The following is a 17525-nucleotide window of genomic DNA, read 5'->3' as shown; positions in this document are numbered from 1 at the left end:
TGGGAGAGCTGTGAGTGGTGCGGGCGGCGCGGCGCGCGCGGTGCGGTCCCGTGGGTCTCACCCGGCCGCGGCCTCGGCTGCGTCGCCGCCTCCCGCGACCTTCCACACTACCGTGGTCGGGCCACCCTCCCGTACGGGTCCGTGGCACAGACCACGCGCGAGGGGCCCGCACCGCCGTGGTGTGCGGCGGCACGGGCCCCGTTACCGGTGCCGGACTGCCCGGATCATTCGTCGAAACCGTCGGTGTCGACACCGACCTCCTTGACCTCTCCGATCTCGCCCGGGGTACCGATGTCGTCGCCGTCGACACTGACGGTGACGGCACCTGCGTTGCCGAGCCAGATGCGGAGCCCGCCCTCGCCGGTGTGCTCCCACTCCTCGCCCTCGGCCAGGAATCCGGTGTAGAGGGCCTCGTCGCCCTCCCCGGTGACCTGGACCCAGGTGCGGTCGGCAGCGGTCAGTTCGTAGGTGACCTCGCCGACCTCTTCTTCCACGGCCTCCTCGCCCTCGGCCGCGTCACCGTTGGCGGCGTCGACGAGCGCGTCGCCCTCGGTGGTGCCGGTGACGGTGGAGGAGTCGACGCGGCTGTCGTCGTCCCGCATGAGTTCCAGGGCGGCGCGGAACGGGTTGGTCTCCTCCCCCTGCCAGGCACGGACCCCGACAACGCCGCCGACGAGGACGACGGCGGCGACCAGGGCCCAGGGCCAGTGGCGGCGGACCGCGTCTCCCCCACGACTGCTGGTCGTGGTGACGGGCGGGCGCGGTTCCTTCTTCTGGGCGCCGGCGCCCTTGTTCCTCTGCTCCGGTGCGCGGTGCCGCCCCTGGGCGGGCGGGTGCGCGCGGTCCGGGCTCTCGGGCGCGGGCGCCGGTTTCGGGTTGGGCCGGTTCTTCTTGGGGCGGTTGCGCCGGACGGGCCGGCGCAGGGTCTGCCCCCGTTCGAAGTGGTTGGGCCGGTCGGTGGCGGCCTCGGGTTCGGTGTCGTCGATGATGCGCCGGGGCGGCGGGCCTGCCATGGGCTCGTCGCCGTCCTCGGGGATCTCCTGTGTCTGCTCGCGTGCGGCCGCTGCGGCCCGGACGGTGGCGGGCGACCCGGCCGCGTGGCGCGGCAGGGGCACGAAGACCGGTGATCCGTGGCCTGCGTGCTCGAGGTCGAACTCGGCCAGTAGTGGTTCGGGGTCCAGGTCCAGGACCCGGCAGAGGCTGCGGATGTGGCCTCGGGCGTAGAAGTCCCCGCCGCAGGGGACGAAGTCCTCCTCCTCGATCCCGCTGAGGACCTTGGGCCTGATGCGTGTCCGGGTACTGAGATCCGCGACCGTGTAACCCGCCGCGATCCGGGCGGCGGACAGGCGCTGTCCGATCGTCGCCATGCACACTCCCCGCGACTCATTGTGGTTGCCTGGTCCCACTCTGCTATCAAGCACGGTGAGGTGCAGGACACCACGCCCCATGAAGCGCCCAAGATCCAGCCAAATCGGACGTTTCAGGGTGCAGGGCCGGGGCAAGCGGCGCCCGCCCCGGCTGTCAGGACCCCCGGATGTCGGTGAGCACCTGCGGCAGGTCGTCGGGCTGCACGAGCACGTCGCGGGCCTTGGACCCCTCGCTGGGGCCGACCACGTCGCGGCTCTCCATGAGGTCCATCAGGCGCCCGGCCTTGGCGAAGCCCACGCGGAGCTTGCGCTGGAGCATCGACGTGGAGCCGAACTGGGTCGTGACGACCAGCTCGACGGCCTGCAGCAGCAGGTCGAGGTCGTCGCCGATCTCCTCGTCGATCTCCTTCTTCGGTGCCTGGGCGGCGGCCACGTCCTCGCGGTAGCTGGGCTCGGACTGCTTCTTGCAGTGCTCGACGACCGCGCGGATCTCCTTCTCCCCCACCCACGCGTTCTGCAGCCGGATGGGTTTGCCCGCGCCCATGGGCAAGAAGAGCGCATCACCCTTGCCGACGAGCTTCTCGGCGCCGGGCTGGTCGAGGATGACCCGGCTGTCGGAGAGGCTGGAGGTGGCGAAGGCCAGCCGGGAGGGCACATTGGCCTTGATCAGGCCGGTGACCACATCGACACTGGGGCGCTGGGTGGCCAGCACCAGGTGGATGCCTGCGGCACGGGCCAGCTGGGTGATGCGTACGACGGCGTCCTCGACGTCGCGGGGGGCGACCATCATCAGGTCGGCGAGCTCGTCGACGATGACCAGCAGGTAGGGGTACGGCTCGTACTCGCGCTCGCTGCCGGGCGGGGCCTTGAGCTCGCCGGCCCGCACCGCGGCGTTGAAGTCGTCGATGTGGCGGTACCCGGAGGCCGCCAGGTCGTCGTAGCGGCGGTCCATCTCACCCACCACCCACTGAAGGGCCTCGGCGGCCTTCTTGGGGCTGGTGATGATGGGTGTGATCAGGTGCGGGATGCCCTCGTACATGGTCAGCTCGACCCGCTTGGGGTCGACCAGGATCATCCGCACCTCGTCCGGCGTGGACCGCATCATCAACGAGGTGATGAGCCCGTTGATGCAGGTCGACTTACCGGCTCCGGTCGCACCGGCCACGAGCACGTGCGGCATCTTGGCGAGGTTGGCGACGACGTTGGTGCCCTCGACGTCCTTTCCCAGGCCCACGAGCATGGGGTGGTCGTCGGACGTGGCCACGGACGAGCGCAGCACGTCCCCCAGGCTCACTATGTCCTTGTCGGTGTTGGGGATCTCCACACCGATCGCGGACTTGCCGGGGATGGGCGACTGGATACGCACGTCCGCGCTCTTGACCGCGAGCGACATGTTCTTCGACAGCGCGGTGACCTTCTCGACCTTGACCGCCGGGCCGAGCTCGATCTCGTAGCGGGTGACCGTGGGGCCGCGGGTGAACCCGGTGACGTCGGCATCGATCTTGAACTGACTCATGACGCCCGACAGTGCGGCCACCACGTCGTCGTTGGCCTTGGTTCGCTCCTTGCTGGGCGAGCCCGGCTTGAGCATGGGCGGGGCGGGCAGCTCGTAGTCGCCCTCGACCACGCGGGAGGGGATGGACAACTGCTCGGTGGTGGCGGGGGCCGGGGTGGGGTCGGGGGTCTCGGTCTTCTTGCGCTTGCCCTTGCCGCTCTTGGCCTTGGACTCGGTCTGTTCCGACTCGTCCTCCTCGTCGGTGAGGGCGGGCGCGACCGGGTCGGGTTTCTCCGACAGCACCGGGCTGTCGTAGGGGCGCTCGTGGTCGCCGGCCACGGTCGAGGCGCCCTTGTTGCTCTTGGACCCGGTCTTGCGCTTGCGCTTGCCCTGACCGGGTTCCTCGGGGTCGGCTCCGAGGATGCCGATACCTGCGTCGGGCCCGCCGTCGCGCTCCAGGAGGGCGCCGAACAGGGTCTGCAGGCGTTCGGGGATGCGCCGGATGGGGGTCGAGGTCACCACGAGGATCCCGAAGATGAGCACCAGCACCAGGAGCACTGCGGTGAGCGTGGAGGTGATGATCATGCTCAGCGGACCGGAGGCGACGAAACCGATGAGCCCGCCGGACTGCTGCAGCGCCCCGGGGCCCTCGGCGGGTTCGGGGACGCCGTGGGCGATGTGGATGAGTCCGAGCAGGCCCAGCATGATCGCGCTGAAGCCGATCGCCAGCCGGCCGCCGTCACCGGGCTTGGCGGTGCTCGGCGTGCGCATGAGCTTGATCGCGATCGGCAGGAACAGCAGCGGCAGGATCGGCGAGAACGAACCGAATCCGCCCATGACCACCAGGCGGGTGTACTCCAGCAGCGGGCCGTCGCTCTGCCACCACACGGCGGCGGCGATGAGCACACCGGCGGCCAGCAGCAACAGACCGACGCCGTCGCGACGCAGGTCGGGGTCGAGGTCGCGGGCCCCGCGCCCGACCGCGCGAGCAATGCCTCCGACGGTGTGGGCGACGACCTTCCACAGCACCAGGAGGAACTGGCCGAACATGGCGAAGGCGAAGACGATCGGCCCTTCGGGCATCCGCTTCTTCTGGGCCGACGAACGCCCTCCGGACTTCTTCCGGGCGGAGCCGCCGGAGGAGGCGCGCGCGGGCATCGGGGGTCACCTCCACGGGGACGGCGGGATCAGGGGACCGGACACACCTGTCCGGCACGGCGCGAAGCCTACTGAAGGTGTCCATCCCGTGCACGGAGGGGCCCCGGCGTGTCGCGCGCCCGCACCGGGGTGTACCCCCGAGGACCGGCCGACGGGAACCCTGCCCTGCACACGCCGAACGGCCCGGGCCGTGGCCGCGGGCCGTTCGGGGCAGTGTCCGGTGCGGGTCAGACCTCGACGAGCACCGGGATGATCATGGGCCGGCGGCGGTAGGTGTCGTTGACCCACCGGCCCGCGTTGCGCCGCACGAGCTGCCGCAGCTGGTGGGGGTCGCTGACCCCGTCCGCTGCGGCCTTGTCCAGCGCGTCCTGGAGCCGGTCGATGACATCGTCGAAGGCGTCGGCCTTGATGCCCGCGCCGCGCGTGTGGATCTCCGGTTCACCCAGGATCTTGCCGGTGTTGGAGTCCACGGCCACGACGATGGAGATGAACCCCTCCTCGCCGAGGATGCGGCGGTCCTTGAGCGCGGCGTCGGTGACGTCGCCCACCGAGGAACCGTCGACGTAGACGTAGCCGGCCTGCACGGCGCCGACGATCTTGGCGCGGTTCTTGTGCAGGTCGACCACCACGCCGTCGTCGGCGATGACGATGCGGTCCTTGGGCACGCCGGTCTTCTGCGCGAGCTCGGCGTGCGCGCGCATGTGGCGCCACTCGCCGTGCACGGGCATGAAGTTGCGCGGGCGCACCATGTTGAGCACGTACAGCAGCTCGCCGGCGGGGGCGTGGCCCGACACGTGCACCAGGGCGTTGCCCTTGTGCACGACGTTGGCGCCCCAGCGGGTGAGGCCGTTGATGACCCGGTTGACGGAGTTCTCGTTGCCGGGGATCAGCGACGAGGCCAGCAGGACGGTGTCGCCCTCCTCGATGCGGATCTGGTGGTCGCGGTTGGCCATGCGGCTCAGCGCCGACATGGGCTCGCCCTGCGAACCGGTGCAGACCAGCACGGCCTCGTCCGGCGGCATCTTGTCGAGCTGCTTGACGTCGATGATGGTGTCGCCGGGAATGCTGAGGTAACCCAGGTCCCGGGCGATGTTCATGTTACGCACCATCGAGCGGCCCACGAAGGCGATCTTGCGCCCGTGCTGCGAGGCGGCGTCGATCACCTGCTGGACACGGTGGACGTGCGAGGCGAAGCAGGCCACCACGATCCGCTTGTTCGCGGTGCGGAAGACCTTCTCGATGTCCTCGTTGAGGTTGCACTCGTTGACGATGAAGCCGGGTTGCTCGGCGTTGGTGGAGTCCGACAGCAGCAGGTCGACGCCCTCGTCGCCGAAGCGCGCGAACCCGGCCAGGTCGGTCAGGCGCCCGTCGAGCGGCAGCTGGTCCATCTTGAAGTCGCCGGTGTGCAGCACGCTGCCGCCGGGCGTGCGGATACCCACGGCCAGGGCGTCCGGGATGGAGTGGTTGACCGCGAAGAACTCCAGGCCGAACGGGCCGAAGTCGTGGCGCTCGCCCTCCTCGACCAGCACGGTCTCGGGCTTGATGCGGTGCTCGCCGAGCTTGGCGGTGATGAGCGCCAGGGTGAGCTTGGAGCCCACGATCGGGATGTCGGGCCGCTCCCGCAGCAGGAACGGCACACCGCCGATGTGGTCCTCGTGCCCGTGGGTGAGCACGACGGCCTCGACGTCGTCGAGGCGGTCCCGGATGTAGTCGAAGTCCGGGAGGATCAGGTCGACCCCGGGCTGCTCCTCCTCGGGGAAGAGCACACCGCAGTCGACGATCAGCAGGCGGCCGTCGTATTCGAAGACGGTCATGTTGCGGCCGATCTCGCCGAGGCCGCCCAGCGCGACCACGCGCAGGGCGCCCTTGCCCAGCGGCGGGGGCGAGCTCAGCTCGGGGTGCGGGTGACTCATACCGAACCCTCCGCCAGACGCTCGACGTTGACGGCGCTGGCCGGGACGGCCTGGTGCGGCGCGAGGCCGATCGGGCCCTTCACTCCGGCGGCGGCGAGGTCCTCGCGCAGCAGGGCCTGCAGCTCGGACGAGGCGTCGGCGAGCGGCGTGCGCACCGGGCCCGAGGGCAGACCGAACAGGTTCAGGACGGCCTTGACCGTGATGACGCCCTGGGTACGGAAGATGCCCGTGTAGACCGGCGTCAGGCGGCGGTGGATGGCCAGGGCCTGGGCGACCTCGCCGGCGTCGAACGCGTCGATCATGTCGCGCAGGTCGCTGCCGACGATGTGGCCGACGACGCTGACGAACCCGGCGCCGCCGACCGACATCATCGGCAGGTTGAGGATGTCGGTGCCGCAGTAGAAGGCCAGGTCGGTGCGTTCCATGACCCAGGAGCTCGCGCCGAGGTTGTCCTTGGCGTCCTTGTTGGCCACGATCCGCGGGTGCTCGGCCAGGCGCACGAGCGTCTCGGAGGCGATCGGCGTCCCCGTGCGGTGGGGGATGTCGTAGAGCATCACCGGAAGCTCGGTGGCGTCGGCGATGGAGGTGAAGTGCCGCACCAGCCCCTCCTGCGGGGGCTTGTTGTAGTACGGCGTCACCGCGAGGAGCCCCTGGGCGCCGNTGTCGTTGGTGCCGACGCCTGCCACGACGGTGGCGCGGTCCCCGACGGCCTCGACGACCGAGCGGAGGAGACGGTCCTTCTCGTCGTCGCTGGTCGTGGGGGACTCACCGGTGGTGCCGCTGATGATGAGCCCGTCGTTGTGCTGCTCGTCGACGAGGTAGGTGGCGAGTCTGGCCGCACCCTCGTAGTCGATCTCGCCGTCCTCGAGCATCGGGGTGACCATGGCGGTCAGCATCTTGCCGAACGGGCGGTTCTGGTTTTCGACCATCGCGTGTGAAAGGCCGGGGACCACCGCCGAGGCGGGGTCCGTCGAGGCCCCTCCTCCTCTCAGTGTGCGTGGAACTGTCGGATGGGTTCGGCCGTGCGGATGGGTTCGCGCACGGAACGGGGCGGTACCGCGTACCGCCACCGCGACCGGCTCTGCCGGCCCGGTCGCGGGGAAGATCTCTGTGCTCCCGCCTGCTCGGCGGGGCCAAGTGTGTGTCGGCGCGTGGTACGCGCGGTGGGCGGCCCCGGTCCTCGTGGGTCGAGGTTGGGGGCCACAGAGTGTGAACCTACCCGACCCGGGCCCGTGCCAGTCTTGGCACGGACCCGGGGCACACCGCGTACAGGGTGTTGCGGGTTTCGGTCGGGGGCGGCCGTGGGTCCTGTTGGCCCGCTCCTAGTCGTCCCGTTTGTCCGGGAGAACGATGCTGATCAGGAAGCTGACGACTGCGACGACGATGGCGCCGAGGAAGGCGTCCCAGAACGTGTCGATCCGGAACGGAATGTCGAACAGCCCCGCGATCCACTCGGTGAGCAGGAACAGGAGCGCGTTCACGACCAGGCCGATGAGGCCGAGGGTCAGCGCGTAGAACAGGCAGCCGACCGTTTTGACGATCGGTTTGATGACCGCGTTGACCACACCGAAGATCGCGCCGACCACGAGGTAGACGACGATCTGGCCGGTCGTGTCCTGAGTGTCGACGTGGATGCCGTCGATCAGGAAAACAGCCGCCCAGAGGGCGAGTGCGTTCGCGATAACTCTGATAATGAGGCTCACGAGAGTAGATGTTCGCATGCCATGGCAAGGTCGGGAAACTCCGGTGCCCCCAGAACGTTCCGGGGCGCCCGATACCTCACCGGCCACACCCCTCCAGGAGGCCAACCGTGTCCACCGCCCAGTTCGTCCGGCCCGCACGCAGCGGTGACGTCGAACGCATCGTCGATCTCCAGGTGGCCTCGTGGAAGGCCCTGTACGGCCCGCTCCTGCCCGAGGGGGTGAGCGCGGAGATGGGCTCGGCCGAGGCCCGGAAGAACTTCACGGAACAGTGGGAGTCCGCGCTGGGCTCCCCTCCCACCTCCAAGCACCGGCTCGTGGTCGCCACGGACGAGGTCGACGGTGTGCGCACTGTCACCGGGTTCGCAGCGCTGGGCCCGGCCGGGGACCCCGACCTGTGGCCGGCCACTGACGCGGAGGTCTTCGCGTTGCACGTGGACCCCGAGCGCACGCGCCAGGGCCACGGGAGCCGGTTGGTCAACGCATGTGTGGACCACCTGTCCGAGGACGGCTTCTCGACGGTGCACGTGTGGGCGGCCGAGCAGGAGAACGCGCTCCGGTCCTTCTTCGAGTCGGCGGGATGGCGCCCGGACGGGGCCCGGCGCGAGATCGACCTCGGTCCGCTGCTGCCGATGGTCCGTTTGCACGCAGCGGTCCCGGCGACCTGATCCCCGCGACCTTCCGCCCCTGGTCGGCGTCGGGTCCGCTCCTGGTTGCTTCTAGGGTTGTGGGGTCGTCCCACGCGTCCTGATCCGCGCACGCACACGCGCGGGGGCGCACTGTCACACGTGCAAGGAGCCTGACGTTGGCCACGGTCGGAGCATGGGTCTCGGGGTTGCGCCCCCGCACACTGCCGAACTCGGTCGTCCCGGTTGCGGTCGGTACGGCCGTGGCCTTCTCCCTGGACGGGTTCGTGTGGTGGAAGGCGCTGCTGGCCCTGGTGGTCTCTCTGGCCCTGCAGATCGGTGTGAACTTCGCCAACGACTACAGCGACGGCATCAAGGGCACCGACACCGAGGAACGCACCGGGCCGACCAGGTTGACCGCTACCGGGCTGGCCCCGCCGAAGCAGGTGCTGGCCGCGGCGCTCGGAAGTTTCGCGTCGGCCGGTGTGGTCGGGCTCGTGCTGGTGGCCACCTCCTCGTGGTGGCTGCTGCTGCTGGGCGTAGCCGCGATCGCCGCGGCCTGGTACTACACGGGCGGGAACTCGCCCTACGGCTACCGGGGCCTGGGCGAGGTGTCGGTCTTCGTCTTCTTCGGCCTGGCCGCCGTGGTGGGCACGGCCTTCGTGCAACTGGGTTCGGCGCCGTGGCAGGTGTGGGTGGCGTCGGTCCCGGTGGGGCTGCTGTCCTGCTCGGTGCTGGTGATCAACAACCTGCGCGACATCCCCACCGACCGGGAGACCGGCAAGATCACCCTGGCGGTGCGCCTGGGCGAGCCGGGAACGCGCCGCCTGTACGCGGGCATGATCGTGGCCTCCTACCTCTTCGCGCTGGCGCTCACGGCGTTCTCGTGGTGGGCACCTCTGGTGCTGCTGTCGGTGCCGCTCGCAGTGCCGCCGGTGCGCCGGGTCCTGGGCGGGCAGGCCGGCCGCGACCTGGTGCTGGGCCTGGGTGAGACCGGCAAGCTCCAGATGGCTTTCGGCTTGCTCTTCTCCGTGGCCCTGCTCCTGGGATAGAACACCTCCTGTGAGCGAACTCGACGACTTCTCCGACGAAGCGGAGGCCGCGGCCTTCTACGCCTCCCTTCCGTCCACCCGCGGCGCCTCGGGCGCGGTGATCCGCTCTGAGCAGGGCGGGGTGATGCTGGTGCGCCGCGCCTACGGTGCGCGCAACTGGGGTGTGCCCGGCGGGATCATGGAGGCAGGTGAGTCCCCGGTGGCCGCGTGCCGCAGGGAACTGCACGAGGAGCTGGGGGTGCACGCCCGGATCCTCGGCCCGGCGGTGGTGGACTGGGTGCCCGCCCGTCACCCGCGCACGGCCGCGCTCCAGTGGCTCTTCCACACGGACCCGCCGGACGGGTCGGAGATCCGCCTGCAGGCCGAGGAGCTGACCGAGTGGGCGTGGGTCGACCCCGACGACCTGCACGCGCTACTGCCGGCCCCCACCGCCCGCCGCATGGCCGCCGCCCTGGAGACCGCCCCCGGGTGCGGGCCGGCCTATCTGGAGGACGGACGAGCCGTGTTCGGCTGAGCCCCGTCGGCGTCCAGGGGGCTCCCCCTCCGGTGTGGCAGAGGCTAGGCTGACAGGTCCTCCACGCCGATCGGGAAGGAAACGACACGAGCTTGACCACCGACCACACCACCCCCCGCCCGACCCCCGGGAGCGAGACCTGGACCGAGCGTTCCCGGCTCCAGGCCGAGGCCTTCGACACGATCGGGGATCGCTACGACGAGGCGTTCCCCCACAAGGAGGGCCAGGAGGAACGCACACGGCGACTGCTCGACCTCATCCCGCCCGGCGGCCAGGTACTCGATCTGGGTTCGGGCACCGGGCTGCCGACCGCCCGCCAACTCGCGCAGTCCGGAGCGCAGGTCACCGGCTTCGAGATCTCCCCGCGCATGATCGAGCTCGCCCGCGCCAACGTCCCCGAGGCCGAGTTCGTGCAGGCCGACATCATGGACCTGGACCCGGGCGAGCGCCAGTACGACGCGATCGTCGCGTTCTTCGCGCTGCTGTGCCTGCCCAAGGCACAGATCCCCACCGCCCTCGGCCGGATCCGTGCGGCTCTCGCCCCAGGCGGTGTGCTGTGCCTGTCGATGGTCGAGGCCGAGGTCGACGACGCCCCGATCCCGTTCGTGGGCGCAGAGATCCGGGTCACGGGCTACGGGCGCGAGGAACTGCGCTCCGTGGTCGAGGAGGCCGGCCTGATCGTCGAGGACGAGAAGGTCGTGGCCTACGAACCCCGCGAGGGCGCCGAGCCGGAGACGCAGATCTTCCTCACCTGCCGCCGCGGCACATGACGAGCCCCGGCCCTGCACGCTGAGCGCGGGGCCGGGGGCGGCGTTCTTCGGGCCCGCTCCGCTCAGGCCGGGTTCTCCGCGCCCCGGGAAGGCGGGAACCTTCGGCCCGCTCCAGCTGCGCGGGGAGACAGGACCGGCCCTAGTCGAGGCCGAGGATGGATTCCAGGCCGAGGGTGAGCGGCTCGGGCAGATCCGCGACTCGGCGCACGCCCAGCAGCACGCCGGGCATGAAGGAGGTGCGGTTCATCGAGTCGTGCCGGATCTTGAAGGTCTCGCCCGAGGTACCGAAGACGACCTCCTGGTGGGCGATGAGCCCGGCCACGCGCAGCGCGTGCACACGCACACCGTCCACGTCGGCGCCCCGGGCGCCGTCGATCTCGGAGGTCGTCGCGTCGGGCATCGGGGCGGCCCCGGCCTCGCGGCGCGCCTCGGCGACCATCTCCGCGGTGCGGTAGGCCGTGCCGCTGGGGGCGTCGGCCTTGTTGGGGTGGTGCAGCTCGATGATCTCGGTGCTGTCGAAGTAGGGCGCGGCCTTCTGCGCGAAGTGCATCATCAGGACCGCGGCGACACCGAAGTTCGGTGCGATGAGCACCTTCGCCCCCGGGTTGGCGGCCTGCAGCTCGCGTACCCGCTCCAGGCGGGCCTCGTCGAAGCCGCTGGTGCCCACGACCGCGTGGATCCCGCGCTCGATGAGCCACTCCAGGTTGTCCATCACCGCGTCGGGGTGGGTGAAGTCGACGACGTAGTCCGCCGCCCGCACCGCGTCCCGGTCGGCGGCGCTGTCCACACCCGCGACGAGTTCCATGTCCTCGGCGGCCTGTACTGCCGCGACGACCTCTGACCCCATGCGCCCATCGGCGCCGAAAACTCCTACCTTGAACACGGGTCCAACCGTAGCGGAGGCGCGGGCCGGGGCCGCACACGGTTCGGGGGTCGGCCTGCTCACGATGGGTATCGCGGGCGCGGCACCTGGCCCGGTGCCCCGGGAGTGGCCATGCGGCGGCGCGGCGAGGAACCGGCGGTGAGGGGACGCCGGCCGCTCCTTCCAGGGCGGCGCACAGGCCGAACGCTCCCGGAAATGCCTGGTTCCGTGCCGAGCCCCTGGGGCGGTGACCCTCGGCGCCGACGACGGGCACCATCTCCGCACCGCCGGCCTGTCCGTGAGGGGCACGGGTGCCCGGACGCCGTGGCGACCGGGCACCCTCCTCGTGACGGGGCCGGAGCGAGCGTCAGCGCACCCGGGCCAGCGCCATCGCGAAATCGCCGTCGGGGTCGGTCCACCAGTGCTCGAGGGCGAACCCGGCTGTGGCGAGCTCGGCGGCGAGCCCTTCCTCCCGGAACTTCGCGGAGATCTCGGTGAGCATCTCCTCCCCTTCGTCGAAGTGCACCGTCAGGTCGAGGTCGCCCACGTGTACGGCGTGGTCGCGGCGTGCGCGCAGGCGCATCTCGATCCACTCCTGCTCGGCGTTCCAGCGCGCGATGTGGTCGAACGCGGCGGGGTCGAAGTCGGCGCCCAGTTCCCCGTTGATGACCGACAGGACGTTGCGGTCGAACTCGGCGGTGACCCCCTGGGCGTCGTCGTAGGCGGCCACGAGGCGGTCGGGGTCCTTGACCAGGTCGACGCCGAGCAGGAGCCGGTCGCCTTCCCCGAGCACCCCGTGGATGTCGCGCAGGAACACGGCGCGGCGGGCGGGGACCTGGTTGCCGATCGTGGAACCGAGGACCGCCAGGAGCTGGCGCCCGCCCTCCTCCGACACCGGCAGGAGCCCGAGGTGTTCCTCGAAGTCCCCGACCACGGCGTGCACGTCCAGGCGCGGGTGGGCCCGGGCCAGCTCCTCGGCCGACTCGGCGAGGAAGTCCCCGCTGACGTCGACCGGGACGAACCGGGTGAGGTCGCCGTGGCGTCCGAGCGCGTCCAGCAGCAGGCGGGTCTTGAGGCCTGAGCCGGAACCGAGCTCGATGAGGGCCGATGCGTCGGCGGCCGCGGCGATCTCGTCGACGCGGCGGACGAGGATCTCGCGTTCCGCTCGGGTGGGATAGTACTCCGGCAGCTGAGTGATCTCCTCGAAAAGGGCACTGCCGCGGGCGTCGTAGAACCATTTGGGCGGGAGCTGTTTGGGCCGGGAGGTGAGTCCCTCGGCCACGTCCCTGCGCAGGGCCTTGCCGAGGTCGTCGGCGGTGAGGTTGCGGTCGATCCGGAACATGGTGCCTCCGTGAGTTGGTTGGTGGCCCGGGGGCGCCGGCGTGGCGGGGCTGCTCAGCCGATGGGGTGGATGCGCGTCCCGTCGCGGGTCGCCACGACGAGAGAGCCGTCGGGGACCTCGTGCCACCCGGGTGCGTCGTCGAACGGCTCGGAGGCGACGAAGACCCCTCCCCCGGGCTCGTGGAGGGTGAACAACGTGTCGCCGGCGGCGGTCGCGGCCAGGGCCGTGCCGTCGGAGGCGAGCAGGTTGTAGCGTCCCTCGGAGCATTCCCGGGCCTGGCGGACCACGGTGGCCAGAGCGCCGGGCAGGTCGCCCGACCCGCGCCAGGTGCGCACGGTGTGCGCGAACAGGGGCGCGGAGTCGACGGGCGCGCGGGCGTCCAGCGCCCCCTCGGGCGGGGGTGCAGCGAAGGTGTGCACGAGTGCGCTGTCGTCCTTGACCGCGCCGTTGTGGCTGAACAGTAGGCGGTCTGCGCGGAAGGGCTGGGCGCCCGACTCCTCCGATCCGAACCCGACGGTGGCGTCGCGTACCGCCGCGACCACGCACCCTGAGGTGATGGCGCGGGCGGCGTCGGCGAAGGAGGCGTCGCCCCACATGGGCATGGCCCTGCGGTAGCGCAGCGGCTCGGCCGGGCCGTTCTGCTCCGGGGCCTGCCCGGACACGGGTCCGGGGTCCCAGCCGACGCCGAACCCGTCGGCGTTGACGGTGCCGTGGCGCTGCATGCGCGGCGCCCACGACTGGACGTGCAGTGCGTGGGGCGCCGCGTACAGCAGGTCGTGCAGCGTACGCGGCGGCCCCAGGTAGGCGAGGTGGCGGCACATCAGGTTTCGTCGGCGTTCCGTGCGCAGCGGAACCCGCTGAAGATCTGCCGCCTGATCGGGTGGTCCCAGTTGCGGAACGTGGAGCGCACCGCCGTGGGGTGGGTGGCCCAGGATCCGCCGCGCAGGACCTTGTACCCGTCATCGAAGAAGACCTCCGAGTACTCGCGGTACGGGAAGGGCTCGAACCCGGGGTATCCGTGGAAGGTCGTGGAGGTCCACTCCCACACGTCGCCGATGAGCTGCTGCACGCCCAGCGGCGATGCGCCCTCGGGGTGGCGTCCGGCCGGGGCCGGGCCGAGTGCCCGCTGGCCGAGGTTGGCGTGGCGGGAGGTGGGTTCCTCCTCGCCCCAGGGGTAGCGGTGGGAAGTGCCGGTGACCGGGTCCCAGCGGGCGGCCTTCTCCCACTCGGCCTCGCTGGGCAGGCGCTTGCCCGCCCAGGCGGCGTAGGCCTGGGCCTCGAAGAAGCTCACGTGCTGGACGGGTTCGTCCGGCGGCAGCATCTCCTGTCGACCGAACCGGCGCCGCGACCAGCCCTGGGACTCACGGGTCCAGAACGCGGGCGCGAACGCCTTCTTCTTGGTGCGCCACTTCCAGCCCTCCTTGCTCCACCAGCGGCGGTTCTCGTAACCTCCGTCGTCGATGAAGTCCGTGTAGGCGGCGTTGGTGACGGGCCGGGTGTCGATCCAGTAGCCGTCCAGGTGTATGTCGCGGGCCGGGCTCTCGTTGTCGAAGGCCCAGGGGTCGTCGTCGGTGCCCAGGGTGAAGGTGCCCGGAGGGACGTGGACCTCGTCGTGCACCGGGGGTTTGAGCGAACGCACGCCCCGGGCCGGCTCGAGCAGCACCGGGGCACCGCGGCGGAGCTGGTGGGTGGCGAGCATGGTCTCGTCGTGCATGTGTTCGTGTTGGATCACCATGTGGAAGACGAACCCGGAGTCGAGCAGGGTGCGGTCACCGGTGTCCTCGGCCGGACCCAGGTCGGCGCCGGAGAGCACGTCGAGGACCTCGCGGCGCACGCGCGCGTTGTACTCGTAGGCCTCGACGGGGTCGAGCAGCGGCAGGGACGGGCGCTCCGAACGCGGGTTCTCGAAGGCGTCGTAGAGCCCGTCGATGTCGGGGCGCAGGGCCTCCCGGCCGCCCGCCGCTCGCAGCAGCCACTGTTCCTCGTAGTTGCCGACGTGTGCGAGGTCCCAGACCAGCGGCGACATCAGAGGTGAGTGTTGGGTGCGCAGTCCCTCGTCGTCCAGGGCGTCGAGCGTGAGCCCGTTGCTGCGGTGGCGGCTGCGGTCCAGTTCGGTGGCGATGCGTTCCTTGGCGCGTTCGTGTTCCTGATTCACCCTGTTCCTCCCTTCACTGCGGATCGGCTCTGCGTTCGCCCCCGGGTGGGCGCTGCGCGGGGCCGTGGCACGTGCGGCCAGGTGTCGGCGGGGCTGAGGCCGCGCCGGACGTACTGGTCCGCGTAGTCGTCGACGAGGGCAGCAAGCCCGGCGGAGCCCATTCCGGGCAGGGCGGCGACTGCGGCGTCGAAGCACTCGCGCGCGCAGGCTGCGAGCTCGGGGTCGGCGAGCCCGGGCAGGGCCGAGCGCAGCCACAGGTCGGGGGCGGGGACCGGGCCGCGGCTGAGGCGTTCGGTGGCCTCCTCGGCGACGGCGCGTGCGCCGGGGTCGTCGGTGAGGGCCGCGGCGAGGGCGACGGGGACCGGCCACCAGTGCCAGGGCACGGTGTCGATCATGCGCAGTTCCCACCACCCGCGGGGGCGGACGGGTGGGAAGAGCGTGCTGAGGTGGAGGTCGAGGTCGGGCAGGGTCAGGGGGCGCGGACCGGCGCCGTCGACCCACTCGGCGAGGGTGAAGCCGGGCCCGGCGATCCACTCGTTCCCGCCGTCGGGTTCAGCGGGCAGGGCCATGATCTGGGCGGCGAGGGCGTAGTCGGTCCAGGCGGTGACGGGGTCGGCTGCGGTGCCGTCGGGCACGGGGCGGGTGCGNCCTCCCAGCCGGTGCGGCGGCCGCGCCAGACGGGCGAGTTGGCGAAGGCGGCCACGAGAACGGGCCCGAGGCGGTGCAGGAAGTGCCATCGGGCGGTGAGGTCGTCGTGGTCGGCCCCGGTGTCCAGGCAGACCTGGATCGAGGCGGTGCTGCACATCATGACGGTGCCGGACGTGTGCCGGCGGTCGTCGAAGAAACGCTCCATGGCGGTGTACCTGGGTGTGCGCAGTTGCCGGACCGGGGCGCGTGCGGGGTCGACGGCGCTCCCGAGGACGCGGAGTCCCTCTTCGGCGAGGAGCTTGTCGACGTGCGCGAGGTCGGTGGCCAGGGCCTCGTGCGCCAGGGCCGGGCCCGGGAGGGCGGGTGAGCTCAGTTCGAGCTGTCCGCCGGGTTCGTAGGTGACCCCGCTGCCCGCGGGCAGGGGGCCGCCGTCCTCCAGCAGGGTGCGGAGGCGGTGGAGGTCGACGGGTTCGGTGGGGCGTTCGGGGTCGCTGACCAGCCATTCCGTCTCGGCCCCGACCTTGCCGGGAGGGCCGGTCTTGAAGCAGACCCCGCTGATGTGCTCGTGAACGTCGTCCTTGGACAGGGTGTGGACCATCGGTCGCTCCCATCGCGATCACCACATGGGGTGGCCTCCCATGTACTGCCCGGCATGAGGGTGCCGCGAACGTACGCGATGGGCGGATCGGAGCGATGTGTCGCGCTGGATCCTGTTTTGTCGGGGATCGCCGGGTGCGACACGCCGCGTCAGGGCGCTGCTCCTGCGATCGCCCGCCTACACCCAGCAGAGCATGTGATGCGTATCACGCAGTGGGGAGGCGGCCCTCTTCGTCGGCCGCGGCCCAGTGGCAGGCGACCCTGCGCTCGTCGCCCCCGGGCAGGATCCGCGGGTCCTCGGTGCGGCAGCGTTCGGCCACGCCCGCGCGCTCGGCCTCGCCGGAGGCCAGGACCGGGCAGCGCGGGTGGAACCGGCAGCCCCCGGGAACGCGTTTGGGGTCCGGAGGCTCACCGCTGAGCACGACGGGCCCCTCATCGGCGGGCGCGTCCGGCAGCACGGACAACAGGGCCCGGGTGTAGGGGTGGGCGGGTGCCGAGAGCACGTCCTCCACCGACCCCAGTTCCACGACGCGGCCCAGGTACATGACCGCGACCCGGTCGGCGATGTTCCAGGCCAGGCCGAGGTCGTGGGTGGCCACCAGCGCGGAGAGCCCGAGGTCGCGGCGCAGTTCCAGCAGCAGGCGCAGGATCTCGCCGCGCACCGACGCGTCCAAGGAGGCCACCGGCTCGTCGGCCACCAGGACCTCGGGTTCCAGGACCAGGGCGCCGGCGATCACCACGCGCTGGCGCTGGCCTCCGGAGAGCTCGTGGGGGTAGCGCGCGAAGAACCGGTCTGCCGGGCGCAGTCCGGCACGGGCGAGGGCTTCCCCCACCCGTTCAGCCTCGTCAGCGGTCGTACCCCGGTGCACACGCAGCCCCTCGGCGACCGACTCGTAGACGGTGCGCCGCGGGTTGAGGGATCCGGACGGGTCCTGCTGCACGAGCTGGACACGGCGGCGGTAGCGCTTGAGCGTGCGGGAGCGGTAACCGAGCGGGGCACCTTCGAAGACCACCTGCCCCCCGGTGGGGCGTTCGAGGCCCAGCAGCACCCGGGCCAGGGTGGTCTTGCCGCAGCCGGACTCGCCGACCAGCGCGATGATCTCCCCGCGGTCCACGTCGAGGTTGACCCCGTCGACGGCGTGCGCTGTGCCCGCGGTACCCCCGGGCGCGAAACCGGCGGAGAAGGCCACACGGACGTCGTCGGCGCTGAGCAGGGGGGTGGACACCGGTGCGGCGCCGGAGGGGTCGGACGACACCGGCGGGTCGGTCTCGGTCGAGCTCACGTGGGTCTCCTCGGGGCGGGTCATCGGGGCTCACCCACGGCGG

The 17525-nt window shown here is 71.3% G+C and carries 14 protein-coding genes and 1 pseudogene; 4 read left to right on the top strand and 11 right to left on the bottom strand.

Annotated elements, in window-relative coordinates:
• Positions 1-224: 224 nt before the first annotated feature.
• From D474_RS0106170 to D474_RS0106150, 5 genes are all read right to left on the bottom strand, one after another.
• Positions 225-1367, bottom strand: coding sequence for a helix-turn-helix domain-containing protein (locus D474_RS0106170; protein ID WP_051050922.1), 1143 nt, complete (start codon positions 1365-1367; stop codon positions 225-227).
• A 154-nt stretch (positions 1368-1521) separates the two neighbouring features.
• Complete coding sequence (locus D474_RS0106165; RefSeq protein WP_017612717.1) at positions 1522-4020, bottom strand: DNA translocase FtsK; 2499 nt, start codon at positions 4018-4020, stop codon at positions 1522-1524.
• Positions 4021-4247: 227 nt separating this feature from the next.
• Positions 4248-5933, bottom strand: a complete 1686-nt coding sequence (locus tag D474_RS0106160; protein WP_017612716.1) for a ribonuclease J — start codon at positions 5931-5933, stop codon at positions 4248-4250.
• Complete coding sequence (dapA, locus tag D474_RS0106155; protein ID WP_026118223.1) at positions 5930-6862, bottom strand: 4-hydroxy-tetrahydrodipicolinate synthase; 933 nt, start codon at positions 6860-6862, stop codon at positions 5930-5932. Before dapA ends, D474_RS0106160 begins: the two co-directional genes overlap by 4 nt.
• Before the next feature lie 393 nt (positions 6863-7255).
• Positions 7256-7636 (bottom strand): phage holin family protein, encoded by a 381-nt coding sequence (locus D474_RS0106150; protein WP_017612714.1) that lies wholly within the window; start codon positions 7634-7636, stop codon positions 7256-7258.
• Positions 7637-7743: 107 nt separating this feature from the next.
• Here D474_RS0106150 and D474_RS0106145 point away from each other — a divergent pair, with 107 nt between their 5' ends.
• From D474_RS0106145 to D474_RS0106130, 4 genes are all read left to right on the top strand, one after another.
• Entirely contained in the window at positions 7744-8301 is a 558-nt protein-coding gene (locus D474_RS0106145; protein ID WP_017612713.1) for a GNAT family N-acetyltransferase, read from the top strand.
• A 137-nt stretch (positions 8302-8438) separates the two neighbouring features.
• On the top strand, positions 8439-9311 hold the full coding sequence (locus tag D474_RS0106140; RefSeq protein ID WP_017612712.1) for a 1,4-dihydroxy-2-naphthoate polyprenyltransferase: 873 nt from the start codon (positions 8439-8441) through the stop codon (positions 9309-9311).
• A gap of 10 nt (positions 9312-9321) precedes the next feature.
• Entirely contained in the window at positions 9322-9825 is a 504-nt protein-coding gene (locus D474_RS0106135) for an NUDIX domain-containing protein (protein ID WP_017612711.1), read from the top strand.
• Between the two features lie 92 nt (positions 9826-9917).
• Complete coding sequence (locus tag D474_RS0106130) at positions 9918-10595, top strand: class I SAM-dependent methyltransferase (protein WP_017612710.1); 678 nt, start codon at positions 9918-9920, stop codon at positions 10593-10595.
• Positions 10596-10734: 139 nt separating this feature from the next.
• On the opposite strand, the gene dapB is transcribed toward D474_RS0106130, so the two are convergent.
• From dapB to D474_RS0106100, 6 genes and pseudogenes are all read right to left on the bottom strand, one after another.
• Positions 10735-11478 (bottom strand): 4-hydroxy-tetrahydrodipicolinate reductase, encoded by a 744-nt coding sequence (gene dapB, locus D474_RS0106125; protein WP_083931750.1) that lies wholly within the window; start codon positions 11476-11478, stop codon positions 10735-10737.
• Between the two features lie 346 nt (positions 11479-11824).
• Entirely contained in the window at positions 11825-12799 is a 975-nt protein-coding gene (gene egtD / locus D474_RS0106120) for an L-histidine N(alpha)-methyltransferase (RefSeq protein WP_017612708.1), read from the bottom strand.
• A gap of 53 nt (positions 12800-12852) precedes the next feature.
• Positions 12853-13620, bottom strand: coding sequence for an ergothioneine biosynthesis protein EgtC (gene egtC / locus D474_RS0106115; RefSeq protein ID WP_017612707.1), 768 nt, complete (start codon positions 13618-13620; stop codon positions 12853-12855).
• Positions 13620-14954, bottom strand: a complete 1335-nt coding sequence (gene egtB, locus D474_RS0106110; protein ID WP_017612706.1) for an ergothioneine biosynthesis protein EgtB — start codon at positions 14952-14954, stop codon at positions 13620-13622. The genes egtC and egtB overlap by 1 nt, the downstream gene beginning before the upstream one ends.
• Positions 14951-16200 (bottom strand): annotated as a pseudogene (locus D474_RS27820) (glutamate-cysteine ligase family protein). The gene egtB and the pseudogene D474_RS27820 overlap by 4 nt, the downstream one beginning before the upstream one ends.
• Positions 16201-16405: 205 nt before the next feature.
• Positions 16406-17482 (bottom strand): ABC transporter ATP-binding protein, encoded by a 1077-nt coding sequence (locus D474_RS0106100; RefSeq protein ID WP_026118222.1) that lies wholly within the window; start codon positions 17480-17482, stop codon positions 16406-16408.
• Positions 17483-17525: the final 43 nt, after the last annotated feature.

Origin of the sequence: Nocardiopsis salina YIM 90010 (genome assembly GCF_000341025.1) — a bacterium.
Taxonomy (GTDB): Bacteria; Actinomycetota; Actinomycetes; order Streptosporangiales; family Streptosporangiaceae; genus Nocardiopsis; species Nocardiopsis salina.
This window is presented reverse-complemented; position numbering and strand designations above follow the sequence as displayed.